This is a genomic window from Cryobacterium sp. TMT1-66-1 (assembly GCF_004403435.1).
Classification (GTDB): domain Bacteria; phylum Actinomycetota; class Actinomycetes; order Actinomycetales; family Microbacteriaceae; genus Cryobacterium; species Cryobacterium flavum.
On the sequence record NZ_SOGP01000016.1, the window covers coordinates 57,909 to 69,417 of the forward strand.

Below are 11,509 nucleotides of genomic sequence, written 5' to 3' on the forward strand. Positions count from 1 at the left end.
TAGTGTCGAGACATGAACACCACAGTTGTCGTTCGACCCGTCAGCGAAGCGGATGCCGAAAACCTGGGCCGCGTACACGCCGCCTGCTGGCATGAAACGTACGATCACCTGCTCAGCCAGGCCGCCCTGTCACAGCTGCGGCCCCAGCGCCTCGCGGCCCTCTGGGGCCGCTTCACAACCCAGGGCGTGCAGTACCGCCAGAATGTCGTGCTAGTGGATGGCGAAATCGTGGGCTTCGCCGGCAGCGGACCGACGCGCGACGGGGACCATCCCACTCCAAACGAGTTGTTCTTCCTCTATCTGCTCGAGGCGAATCACGGGTCAGGCGTAGGCCAGCAGCTCTTCGATTCCGTCGTGGACCCCGGTCCGTCTTCATTGTGGGTAGCTGCAGACAACCCTCGGGCGCACGCCTTCTACGCCCGAAACGGCTACGTAGCGGACGGTCTCGAGCGCAACGAAGAGGTGCTCGGCGAAAAGCTGCACGAGGTGCGTCTGGTTCGCTAGGTCCCGCTCACAAGTGCAAAGTTCGCCCTACAGCGCTCGAATGCAGCCCCAAAGCCCCCAACGGAGGTTTTGGGCATATTCAAAGCAATAGGGTGAGCGGATGAGTCCTTCCGCAGCCCCCGAGGCGATCCCTGTCATCCTCGATGTTGATACCGGGGTCGACGACGCCCTGGCCATTCTGTTTGCCCTCGCGCACCCGGGCATCAACGTGCTCGGCATCAGCTGCGTGGCTGGCAACGCCTCCCTCGAGCGCGTCGTCGAAAACACCCTGCGTATTCTCGACGTCGCGGAGGCCCCATACATTCCGGTCGCTGCCGGAGCCCGCCGCCCCTTGCTCGAACCAGCCCGATCGGCCGCGCACGTCCACGGCGAAAGCGGCCTCGGCACGCTGCAGCTTCCGCCGACCGACCGCCAGCCGGAGACGATCAGTTCGATCGAGCTCATGCACAGACTGATCCAGGCCAGCCCACACCCGGTCACCCTGGTTGGGCTGGCGCCGCAGACCAACCTCGCACTGCTGTTGCGGCAGTACCCCGACGTCGTGAACAACATCGAGCGCATCGTGTTCATGGGCGGATCCACCACGGTCGGCAACGCCACCGCCGTCGCCGAATTCAACGTCTGGCACGACCCGGAAGCCGCGGCCATCGTGCTCGACTCCGGCGTGCCCACGTTCATGTACGGTCTCGATGTGTTCAATCAGGTGTCGATCCCGGAGCATGTCGCTGATGCCCTGGTGCAGAGCGACTCCAATCTCGCCCAGGTCGTCGGTCGACTACTCGGCAACCGGATCGCGCTCGGGTCGGGCCGTAACGCCGAATACACGGGCCTCATCGGTGACGCCGGAGCCCTCTGTGCCCTCGTCGATCCCTGCGCCCTCACCATCGAGATGTTGCCGCTGCGGGTGCAGCTCGCCGGCTACGGGCGCGGACAGACGCTGGTCGACAAGCGCATCCACCCGGGAGAAGACATCGTGCACGGGCTGGCGACCGAGTGGGAGGCCGCCGAGGTAGCCCTCGACGTCGACGTCGACCGCTACGTGCGCTTGTTCCTCGACACGCTCGGCCTCGGATCGGCGCTGGAGCAGTAATCAAGCGGATGCCGCGCGCGGCATCCGCTGAGCGGGTCAGTACAGCTGACCCACGGAGGCCAGGGCCGCGCGCAGCAGGGTGCCGCGACCGCCTTCCATCTCGGCGGAGACCCCCGGCGAGGCGGCCTCGGCCGGCGTCATCCAGGTGATTTCGAGCGCGTCCTGGCGGGGGTCGCAGGTGCCGGTGACGGGAACGACGTAGGCCAGCGAGACGGCGTGCTGGCGGTCATCCGTGTAGGCGGTGATGCCCGGCATCGGAAAGTATTCGGCGACCGTGAACGGCACAGGGCTGGCCGGCAGCTGCGGAAAGGCCATCGGACCGAGGTCTTTTTCGAGGTGGCGGAACAGCGCGTCGCGCAGGGTCTCGCCGTAGAGCACACGGCCGGAGACCAGGGTGCGCGTCATCTCGCCGGTAGGACGAGCGCGCAACAAAACGCCGACCTCAACGACCTGACCGAGGCCATCGACCCGCACGGGCACGGCCTCGATGTAGAGGATTGGGAGCCGACGACGAATCTCGGCGAGCTCGACGTCCTTCAGCCAGCCCGGATTCGTATTCGGAGCTCCCACGGGGGGCTTCGGCGTCCAGTCCGGGTCTGGGTCAGGGGTTCGCACGCTCATAGTGCCATTCTGTCCTACGCTGGCCCCGGCTGCGCACTCGAGCCGTTACGCGATGTGGAGAACGGGCGCGGCAATGGAAGTATGGAAGGACACGGCGCCGCGAACCCGGGAGGACCCATGACCACCAGCACCCCCATCGACAACTCGGCAGTACTCTGGTCGGCGACCGGCGCCGACCAGGCTGACCGCCCGTTGTTGATCATCATGCACGGCTACGGCTCGCACGAGGGCGACCTGTTCTCGCTGGCCCCGCACCTGCCGCTCGAACCGGTGATTGCCGCCCTGCGCGCGCCGCTGCCGGCGCCGCTCCCGGTCACCGACGGCTGGGCCTGGTTTCCGATCAGCGAACCGGGCAGCCCAGACCCGGCCACCGTCACCGCCGCGGTCAACGCCGTGCTCGACTGGCTCGACGCCCTGCCGCAACAACCGCCATCGATCGGTCTGCTCGGATTCTCCCAGGGCGGAGCGATGGCGCTCGAACTGCTGCGTGCCGCGCCCGACCGGTTCAGTTTCGCGGTGAACCTCTCTGGATTCATCGCGACCGGCCCCCAATTTAGCGACGCCGAGCTGGCCGAACAGCCGCTTCCGGTGTTCTGGGGGCGCGGTACCGCCGACGGCGTGATTCCGCCCAGCGCGATCGAACGCACCCAGGCCTGGTTGCCCGACCACAGCACCCTCACCGAGCGCATCTACGAGGGACTTCCCCACTCGATCTCGCAGGCCGAACTCGGCGACGTGGTGAATTTTCTGCGCACCCAGTACGCCTCAGTCGCGGCCGAGCCGACCGCCTAAACACACGAAAAGCGGATGCCGGTCACCGGCATCCGCTTTCAGCGGGTCAGGAGCGGTCGCGCTTGGCCTGCTCCTGCGAAGCCTGACGCTCGACGTGCGCCTTCTTAGCGGCGCGCTGGGCGTCGCGGTCTTTCACGGCGATCTGGTCGGCGCGCACGCCGGCCTGGGTGGAACGTTCCAGCACGAGCCAGGCCGGCGGCTGCTGCAGCAGGGCGGCGATCTCAGCGGTGGTCAGTGGGTCGGTGATCTCACTGCGGGCCAAGCCGGAGATCGAGACGCCGAGCTTGGCGGCGACGACCTGGCGTGGGTGCGGGCCGTTGGCGCGCAGCACGGTGAGCCATTCCGGCGGGTTAGCCATGAGGTCGGCCAGCTCGGTGCGACTGACGAATTCGGTCTGGAACTCGGCCGGTGCCGCGCCCGGTAAAATCCCGAGTTTCTGGGCCGCCGTGGCGGGCTTCATGGTCTGGGGCTTCTTCTCGGAACTCATTGTTCAAGCGTATAGCCTGAGAGGGCCCTCGTTTGGGCAAATCGACCTCTGCTGCCCTCAACTACTACGAGAAAGGATGCCGGTGAGCTTTTCCATCGCCTTCGTCGCCGGTGTCACCCCCACCAAATGGACCCGCATCTGGAATGACCGCCGCCCCGACGTTCCCCTGTCCGCGTTTCGCACGGAGCCCGCGGAGCAGATCGCGGTGCTGCACGACGGCCGGGCCGACGTCAGTCTGGTACGCCTTCCGATCGACGACACCAACCTCAGCGTCATCAACCTGTACAACGAGATTCCGGTCGTTGTCGCGTCGAAGGACCACGAAACCCTGCAGGCCGAGACCGTGCTGCTGGCCGACCTGGCGGGTGAACACCTGCTTCAGAACCCGGACGACGTGCCTGAATGGCGCGATATCGCCGACGAGATTCGGGAGGGCACCCGCCGCGCCCTGCCGCCCATGCGTGATCTCGACGAGACGATGGAGCAGGTTGCCGCCGGCGTCGGCATCATCATCGTTCCGCACGGGGTCGCCCGACTGTACGGTCGCAAAGACGTGGTCTCCCGCCCGGTGACAGGGGTCGCCGACACCCAGATCGCCCTGGCCTGGATCACCCGCGAGACCAGCGACGACATCGAAGAGTTCATCGGCATCGTGCGCGGGCGCTCCAGGCAGAGCTCGCGAACGGATGCCGGTGCCGCCGCCGCATCCGCTGACACCGAAGAGGCACCGGTGCATAGCGATGGCCGCCCGGGAAAACCGCCGCGCAAACCCAAGAAGACAGACAAAGCCAAGGCCGCGGCCAAAGCCATTCGGGTTGCGGCAGCCAAGGCCAAGCCGGCCGTGCGCAAAAGAACCGAGAGCTCACCCGGCCGCACCCGCCCGACCAAGAATCCCAACAAGGGCAAGGGCCGCGGGCACTAGAAGAACTAGGGGTTTTTCAGCACCGACAGAATGTTGCCGGACGGGTCGGTGAACCAGGCGATGTCCGGCCCTTGTCCGCCGCCGACGGTAATTCCCTTGTCATTCTGCTCAAAGCCGTCGTAGCGCAGAAAATCTACGCCGCGTTCGGTGAGTTCGTCGACCGTGGCATCAAGATCGGTCACCGCGAAATTCAGGATCGTATAGGTCGCCGGCACGAAGTCCGGCTTGGGGTAGACGATGACGGTGGCTCCGCCTGGCAGGGCTATGCGCAGCATGCCCATCTCCCCGACGGAGACTTCGAGGCCGAGGGTTTCGGCATAGAAGGTGTGCGCGGCGTCGAGGTCGGAGACCGCGAAACCACTGAATCCGGCGACGATACCGACGGCGTGTTCGGTCATGAGGTGACTCCTTTGTCGATGAAAGGTCGGTCAGCGGGAGCTGATCGAGGCGAACTTACGAATGCATAGTGGCACGAACACGAGCAACATCACGGTGATGCCGATAAGAACGGTGAGAATCGGGTTCTGCATGGTCCAGATATCAGGCACCGGTGCCGTGCCGAGGTTGCCGAAGAGCTGGCGCACCGCCTGCACGAGTGAGGACACCGGGTTCCACTCGGCGAAGAGGCGCAGAGGTGTCGGCAGGGTTTCACTCGGCACGAACGCATTTGAGACGAAGGTCAGGGGAAACAGAATGAGAAATGACGCATTGTTGATGACTTCGGGGCTCTTCACGCTCATGCCGAGCAGCGCCATCACCCAGCTGAAGGCGTAGCCGAACAGAAGCAGCAGGCCCACTCCGGCCAGAACCTCCAGCGGCGAGGTGTTCACCCGCCAGCCGACGGCCAGTCCGGTTGCCATCATGATCACCATGGAGATGGTGTTGAGCACGAGGTCGCCGTTGGTTCGACCGATCAGCACAGCGGATGCGTTCATCGGCAGGCTCCGAAACCGGTCGATGATGCCCTCTTTCAGGTCGAGCGCCATGGCAGCTCCCGAGAACGTGGCACCGAACACGACGGTCTGGGCAAAGATGCCCGCCATCAGGAATTGCGTATAGTCGCTGCCCGCCACGGCGATGGCGCCGCCATAGACCTGACTGAACAGCAGCACGAACATGATCGGTTGGATAACGGCGAAGACCAGCATGTCGGGCGACCGCTTGATCTTGATCAGGTTGCGCTTGGTGACGGTCCAGCCGTCGGAGTACCAGAGCGACAGCGGATTCCACGTCGGTAGCGGCGGCAGGGTGGCCACGCGGGATTCACCCGGGGCGAGGCCGGTCGCCATCGGCGGCTCTACCGGAACCGAAGCGTGCCTGGCGCTCATTTCACTTCCTCCAGGTCTGCCGTGTCGGCGTTCGCCCCGCGCGACTGGTCCCGTTTGGCCTGCGCCCGTTTCGAGAGTTTCGGCCCGTCCGAGTCGTCATCGCTCGCTGTGAGATCGGCTTTGTGGCCGGTGAGTCTGAGGAACACGTCGTCGAGCGTGGGGCGGCGCATACCCGCATCGTGCAGGTCGACCTCAGCGCCGCGCAGGTCGGCGAGCATGCTTTGCAGCGCGGTGGGCCCGTTGGTGACGGCTACTTCGACTCCGCGTCCGTCGGTGGAGATCGTCGGTTCGCCCGAACCGTACCGGGCGAGAATTTCCCGGGCAACCGCGCCATCGGCGGCATCGACGAGGGCGACGACCACACGGTGTCCGCCAATTTGCGCTTTGAGCTGGTCCGAGGTGCCCTCGGCGATCACTCGGCCGTCATCGATGACCACGATGTCATCGGCGAGCTGGTCGGCCTCTTCGAGGTATTGAGTGGTGAGCAGCACCGTCGTTCCGTCGGCGACCAGGCGCTTGATGATGTCCCACAGGGCGATGCGGCTGCGCGGGTCGAGCCCGGTGGTCGGCTCGTCGAGAAAGAGCACCTTGGGATTGATCACGAGCGCGCCGGCCAGGTCGATGCGGCGGCGCATACCGCCCGAGAAGCCCTTGACCGGCCGGTTGCCCGCGGCGGTGAGCTCGAACAGGTCGATGAGCTCCTGCGCCCGTTTGCGGGCAGCCGCCCCGCCCAGGTGGTACAGCCGACCGACCATCTCGAGGTTCTCGAATCCGGTGAGGTTCTCGTCGACGGCGGCGTACTGGCCGGAGACCCCGATGATGCGGCGTACTGATTTGGGGTGGCGCACGACGTCGATTCCGTCGATGACGGCGGTGCCGGCATCCGGTCGAATCAGTGTCGTGAGCATCTTCACGACGGTGGTCTTTCCGGCGCCGTTCGGTCCGAGGAGGGCTTTGACCGTACCGCGCGGAACCTGCAAGTCGAGTCCGGCGAGCGCGTGCACCGGCCCACTCTTGGATTGGTAGGTCTTGGTCAGGCCGCGGGCTTCTATGATCACGTGGAATCCTTGCCGTATCGGGGGTGCAATCAGCTTCGATGCCATGCTAGTAATCCCCTCCGACATCGACAACCGCCCGCCCGCCCGCCCGCCCAATCTTGGACCGGGCCCCGTCCCCGGGCGAATCTCGAACCCACTTCCCCATAAGAGGTTCGGCGATGCAGTGTTTTGCGGCCGCGCCACCCGCTGTTCCTGTGAAGATCTCAGGAAGGAGGCCCGTTTCTGGCAGCGACCACGGAGTCTTCTATGCACTGCCGATGAATCGCCCGGGCAGGCCACACGCCTGTCAGTGTTCATGCGGGGAGACACCCCATGGAGAGGTATTTATGACTACGACCACCACGCGATCCACTGACGACCGGATGCAGCCCGCAGCTGCTCATCCCGACGGCACGACCGCGCGCCTGATCGACCAGCACCTGCTCACGCGCCGGATCACCGTTGCGCTGTCGCTCGCCGTCATCGGGGCGATTCACATTCTCGACCTTCCGAGCAAATTCGCCGAAACTCCCTACCTCGCCTTCGCCTACGTCGGAATCATCATTGCCGCAGCCGTGTTGATCGAACGGGTTCTCATCGTGGGATCGAGAATCGACTTCCTCGCCGCCGCTGCGCTGTCCGCGGCCGTCATCGTCGGCTTTGTCATCAATCGCACGGTCGGCATGCCGATGGCGACGGGCGACATTGGAAACTGGTTGGAACCGCTTGGCCTGTTGTCACTCGCCGTCGAGTTCTTCGCCATCTGGCAGTCGCTCGTGGCCGCGCTGGTCTACCACCGCAAGGCGCGCTGACCATTCGGGCTCACCGTCACGGTGACGCGGTTCCAGCCTGAAAACTGGGCCCGCGTTCGTGAGGTGGGCCCGGGCACGCCCGGCTACAGCCGGGCTAGGCGCTCGATGTCCTCGAGGAACTCGGCGGCAACATCGTCGGACACGGTGCGGCGGGTTTCGGAGATCGCCAGGGCATAGTCGTCGGTGCTCGGGCCGTTGATGACGGGCCCGTCGCCGGAACGGTAGAGCGCGTTCTCGAGCGCGTGCTGGGAGGCCCGATGGGCGGCGTACTCGACGTCGGCGGGCGAGAACCCGTCGCTTTTCTCGACCAGAACGGCGAGGTCGACCTCGCCGGACACCGCATCCGGAATGTACCGCTCCCAGATGGCCTGGCGAGCGGCGACATCCGGCAGGCCGATCGGCACGACATAGTCGAAGCGGCCATGCCGGAGGAAGGCGGAGTCGAGCGCGCGAATGAAGTTGGTCGCACAGACCAGCAGGCGTCCGGGCTGTTCGCGGAAGGCCGGAATGATCTTGAGCAGCTCGTTGGTGACGCCCTGCATGGCCGACGGCGGTTCGCCGGAGCGTTGGGCGGCGATCTCTTCGACCTCGTCGATGAACACGACCGCGTGTTCGAGCTCGGAGATTTTGAGAAAGGTTTCGCGCAGTGCTCCCGCGAGCCCCTGCGGGTCGGCAGCGAGTCGCGACGGAAAGACTTCGATGAACGACCACTCCAGGCGGGAGGCGATCGCCTTGGCGAAGGTGGTCTTTCCGGTGCCGGGAGGGCCGAACAGAACGACGGCTTTGGGCGGTGAGACCCCGTATTGCTCGGCGAGTTCGGGCTTGGCCAGGGGCATGACCAACCGGCGCTCGAGCAGTTCCTTCTCGTGCGCCATGCCGCCGACCTTCTGCCAGAGGTCGCGCGGCAGCACCCGGCCGCCCAGCTCGCCGAGCAGCTTGAGCTCCTCGCGCTGCACCGGAATGTGCCGTTCGAAGTAGCGCAGGTTCTTCTTCACTTCGAATCCGCGGTTGAGAAAGGCATCCACCTTGGTCTCGGATTCGGGCATGAGCGCCGAGAGCTTGGTCATGCCGTGCGGGGCCATCCGGGCTTCCAGCGCGGCGAGCATGGCCGTGCCGATGCCCTGGCTCTGCCAGTTCTCGGCGGTGGCAAGAAAAACGATCCAGCCCTGCGCATGGGCGGCCCGGCCGACGGCGGCACCGACGACCTCATCGCCGTGCACCGCCACGACGGCGTGGTCCTTCTCGCAGGAGGCGAGTACCTCGGAGAGACCGTAGACCGGCTCCGTGTCGGACGCCTTGAGTTCTTCCCACAGGCGCAGAATGCCGTCCAGGTCGTCGGAGTGAAAATCGCGCAGTCGCCAGCCAGTCATCGTGAACCTCGCATTGTTGGGTGTGCTGCCAATCTATTGCACCCACTCAGGCTCGAAACGCGGCAGCGAGAATGCCGGACAGCCTGCGCACCGACGGGCGCGCGGCGAATTCGGTCAGCAGGCGGGCGGTCAAAGTGCCACTGCGAGCCGACACGAACCACGGCGGCTTCGGCAGCAGAGCCCACTCACCATGCACCACCGAGCGTGGAAACGGCCGAAACGGCCCACGCACGACGGTGCGCTCCACCTCGTCGAGCAGCAGCGCGTTGTGCACCACGCCAATGCCGCTCTGCACGTCGCCGAGAGTGTGCCCCGGAAACGCTCCCCACGGCGCGGCGGCCGACAGAAAGCCCACGCCGGTCCACGCGTTGATCGCAATCGTTCCGTAGCGCAGGCGCGCCACGGCCTGCTCGAACCCCGGCCCAAGCTGTCGGATGGTGGATGGCGCCCCGAGAATATTGGCTCCGAGCGTTCCCAGGAAGTCGCGGTTGACGGTCTCCACCGCCAAGTCAAGAAAGGACTGGCCGGAGGCAGCAAGTTCGACGACGCCCAGCACCGGCGCGAAGTATTCCGTAGTGAGCATAGCTTCGCTCGAAGCGGATGCCGCCACGAGCAGTCGCCCGCCGGGAATCGACCTCGCGGCGGGATACGCGGCACCGGCCGCGCGCATCCGCTCGTCGATGCCGGGATACCAGGCCGGTCGAGCCGGCGAGGCCGCCAGAGCGGCGGCGACCGCGTCGAGGAATGCGGTCTTCTGCGGCCAGACCGAGCTGAGCACGAGCACCTGGCCAGCGATGCAGTTGTAGCCACCGTTGTGCAGCCGCATGGTGGCCACGTGCTCGGCCTGGTAGCGCAGGTCCCTGGCGCTCCAGCGGCCGGGCAGCACGATGATCGGCGAGACTCCGCCGAGCTCACTGCTGATCGGTTTACCCAGGCCGGGAGTTCTTGAGCCGCCGAACACAATCGCATCGTCTGTGGCCGCGCTGCCGGTGATGTGCACATGGCTGATGCCGGGGTGACGGGCGAGGTAGGCGCCCACGTCGGCGCCGCTGGTGACGGGCGCAGCAGTCCCGCGTCGATGAGCGGGGCGAGCGCCGCGCGATAGACGGCAAGCAGACCGTCGAAGGTGGAATTGAGTTTGAGAATCGAGACCCGATTGTGCGCGATCAGCTCGTAGAGCACGTCGAGGGGTGCGATCGAGGATATATTGCCGGCGCCGAGCACGAGGCCGACGCCATTGCGCGCTGTCGGTGTGAGCTGGCCCAGCCCGGCCTGGGCACGGGCCTGCGCCGCCGAGACGCCCGGTCGAAGCCACGCCCGGGCCGTGAAGCCGTGCAGCAGCCGCCCGTCCCAGGCGTTGTGCGGAAGCACGGCAACGGTGACCCGGCCGTCGGGCGCCCGCCCGAACGCTGGCCGGCGAGGGGGCTCCGCCCGGTGGCGAGCGTGCGGAGCGTGCGGCCCAGCGCAGTCAGGGAGGTGAGCACGCCGCAGGGTCCGGTCAGCCATTCCTCGCCGATGAGCGGCGACGAGGGCTCGAGGCCCTTGGCCCGGGCGGCCGCAGCCCCCCAGGGCTCGGCCTCCGCCGCAACGGATGCCCCGGTGTGCTCCAGCAGCTCGGCGCGCGCCTCGAGGGTGGTCGCCGCCCACCGCTGGCTTCCGTCGGTCAGCTCGGTAATGGCAAGGTCGAGCGCAGCCTGATCTGCCGTCATTGGTCTCCCGTGATTGCGGCCCAGCCTAGTGGGCAAACTGCCGAGAGAGGCTCCGTACGGCGGGGCTAGTGCAGGGCGACCGGGCAGTGCAGCTGCGTGCGTTCACCGGTGCGGTCGATGTCGTGCTGGTCCATCGGCTGGGCGCAGACCGGGCAGCCGCGCACGGGCGCGGGCGCTGCCGGCAGCAGATCGGACCCGCTCGGACCGACCGGCGGCGGCCCGAGAATGGGAAACAGCCGACCGTTGAGCCAAGCCGTGAGTCCGCCAGGTCCCTTGATGCGCGGGTGGGAATCCTTACCGTGTGTCATAACTGTTAGTGTACTAACTAAATGCAGGAAGAACAACCAGCCGGAACGGAACGCCCCCATGACATCGTCAACGCTTGAGAACCCCCTCGCTCTCGACAACCAGGTCTGCTTCGCGCTCGCGATCGCCTCGCGCAACGTCATTGCGCTGTATCGTCCCATACTGGAGCCGCTGGGACTCACACATCCGCAATATCTGGTGATGCTCGCCCTCTGGGACCAGAGCCCGCGCACGCTCAAGGGCCTCGGCCAGACGCTGTGCCTTGAGCCGGCCACCCTCTCCCCGCTGCTCAAACGCCTGGAAGCGTCGGGCTACGTGCGCCGCCAGCGTCGCGTGGCCGACGAACGCACGCTCGATATCACTCTGACCGAGCGTGGTGTCGACCTGCGTTCGGTGGCCGAATCGATTCCGCCGCGGGTCGTCGAGGCGCTCAATATTCCCCTCGACGACCTGGCGACCCTGCGCGACGCGCTGCACCGAGTGATGGCCGCTACGTCCTGACACGTTCGGGCTAATTTCCTGAATAGGCCC

At 66.2% G+C, this 11,509-nt stretch carries 15 protein-coding genes; 6 read left to right on the top strand and 9 right to left on the bottom strand.

Going from position 1 to position 11,509, the window contains the following annotated elements; all coding sequences use genetic code 11:
* The first annotated feature begins 12 nt into the window (after positions 1 to 12).
* Entirely contained in the window at positions 13 to 504 is a 492-nt protein-coding gene (locus E3T29_RS11275; protein WP_134345503.1) for a GNAT family N-acetyltransferase, read from the top strand.
* A 100-nt stretch (positions 505 to 604) separates the two neighbouring features.
* Positions 605 to 1,594 (top strand): nucleoside hydrolase, encoded by a 990-nt coding sequence (locus tag E3T29_RS11280; protein ID WP_134345504.1) that lies wholly within the window; start codon positions 605 to 607, stop codon positions 1,592 to 1,594.
* Between the two features lie 36 nt (positions 1,595 to 1,630).
* On the opposite strand, the gene E3T29_RS11285 is transcribed toward E3T29_RS11280, so the two are convergent.
* Entirely contained in the window at positions 1,631 to 2,215 is a 585-nt protein-coding gene (locus E3T29_RS11285; RefSeq protein ID WP_134345505.1) for an NUDIX hydrolase family protein, read from the bottom strand.
* 117 nt (positions 2,216 to 2,332) lie between these two features.
* Between E3T29_RS11285 and E3T29_RS11290 the strand changes: the two genes are divergently transcribed.
* Positions 2,333 to 3,007: an alpha/beta hydrolase gene (locus E3T29_RS11290; protein ID WP_134345506.1), complete on the top strand. Its 675-nt coding sequence runs from the start codon at positions 2,333 to 2,335 to the stop codon at positions 3,005 to 3,007.
* Between the two features lie 46 nt (positions 3,008 to 3,053).
* Here the strand turns inward: E3T29_RS11290 and E3T29_RS11295 are convergent, their stop codons facing one another.
* Positions 3,054 to 3,494: a DUF5997 family protein gene (locus E3T29_RS11295; RefSeq protein WP_134345507.1), complete on the bottom strand. Its 441-nt coding sequence runs from the start codon at positions 3,492 to 3,494 to the stop codon at positions 3,054 to 3,056.
* Positions 3,495 to 3,576: 82 nt separating this feature from the next.
* Here E3T29_RS11295 and E3T29_RS11300 point away from each other — a divergent pair, with 82 nt between their 5' ends.
* The gene (locus E3T29_RS11300) at positions 3,577 to 4,416 is read left to right on the top strand and encodes a LysR family substrate-binding domain-containing protein (RefSeq protein ID WP_166792388.1); all 840 of its coding nucleotides are present in this window, start codon (positions 3,577 to 3,579) and stop codon (positions 4,414 to 4,416) included.
* 5 nt (positions 4,417 to 4,421) lie between these two features.
* On the opposite strand, the gene E3T29_RS11305 is transcribed toward E3T29_RS11300, so the two are convergent.
* Genes E3T29_RS11305 through E3T29_RS11315 form a run of 3 tightly spaced genes read right to left on the bottom strand, consistent with a single transcriptional unit; the run spans position 4,422 to position 6,847 of the window.
* Positions 4,422 to 4,814 (bottom strand): VOC family protein, encoded by a 393-nt coding sequence (locus tag E3T29_RS11305; RefSeq protein ID WP_134345509.1) that lies wholly within the window; start codon positions 4,812 to 4,814, stop codon positions 4,422 to 4,424.
* Between the two features lie 30 nt (positions 4,815 to 4,844).
* A complete protein-coding gene (locus E3T29_RS11310; RefSeq protein ID WP_370449155.1) occupies positions 4,845 to 5,744 on the bottom strand; it encodes an ABC transporter permease in 900 nt (299 codons plus the stop codon).
* Positions 5,741 to 6,847 carry an ATP-binding cassette domain-containing protein gene (locus E3T29_RS11315; RefSeq protein WP_134345510.1) on the bottom strand — a complete coding sequence of 369 codons (1,107 nt, stop codon included), beginning with the start codon at positions 6,845 to 6,847 and terminating at the stop codon, positions 5,741 to 5,743. The genes E3T29_RS11310 and E3T29_RS11315 overlap by 4 nt, the downstream gene beginning before the upstream one ends.
* Before the next feature lie 281 nt (positions 6,848 to 7,128).
* On the opposite strand from E3T29_RS11315, the gene E3T29_RS11320 reads away from it, so the two are divergent.
* Positions 7,129 to 7,593: a hypothetical protein gene (locus E3T29_RS11320; RefSeq protein ID WP_134345511.1), complete on the top strand. Its 465-nt coding sequence runs from the start codon at positions 7,129 to 7,131 to the stop codon at positions 7,591 to 7,593.
* Positions 7,594 to 7,676: 83 nt separating this feature from the next.
* Here the strand turns inward: E3T29_RS11320 and E3T29_RS11325 are convergent, their stop codons facing one another.
* From E3T29_RS11325 to E3T29_RS11335, 4 genes are all read right to left on the bottom strand, one after another.
* Entirely contained in the window at positions 7,677 to 8,963 is a 1,287-nt protein-coding gene (locus E3T29_RS11325) for an ATP-binding protein (RefSeq protein WP_134345512.1), read from the bottom strand.
* 46 nt (positions 8,964 to 9,009) lie between these two features.
* The gene (locus tag E3T29_RS20270) at positions 9,010 to 10,002 is read right to left on the bottom strand and encodes an aldehyde dehydrogenase family protein (protein ID WP_241987774.1); all 993 of its coding nucleotides are present in this window, start codon (positions 10,000 to 10,002) and stop codon (positions 9,010 to 9,012) included.
* A gap of 127 nt (positions 10,003 to 10,129) precedes the next feature.
* Positions 10,130 to 10,672 (bottom strand): hypothetical protein, encoded by a 543-nt coding sequence (locus tag E3T29_RS20275; RefSeq protein WP_241987775.1) that lies wholly within the window; start codon positions 10,670 to 10,672, stop codon positions 10,130 to 10,132.
* Positions 10,673 to 10,737: 65 nt separating this feature from the next.
* The gene (locus E3T29_RS11335; RefSeq protein WP_134345513.1) at positions 10,738 to 10,980 is read right to left on the bottom strand and encodes a hypothetical protein; all 243 of its coding nucleotides are present in this window, start codon (positions 10,978 to 10,980) and stop codon (positions 10,738 to 10,740) included.
* 58 nt (positions 10,981 to 11,038) lie between these two features.
* Between E3T29_RS11335 and E3T29_RS11340 the strand changes: the two genes are divergently transcribed.
* Positions 11,039 to 11,479: a MarR family winged helix-turn-helix transcriptional regulator gene (locus E3T29_RS11340; protein ID WP_092341687.1), complete on the top strand. Its 441-nt coding sequence runs from the start codon at positions 11,039 to 11,041 to the stop codon at positions 11,477 to 11,479.
* The last annotated feature ends 30 nt before the right edge of the window (positions 11,480 to 11,509 follow it).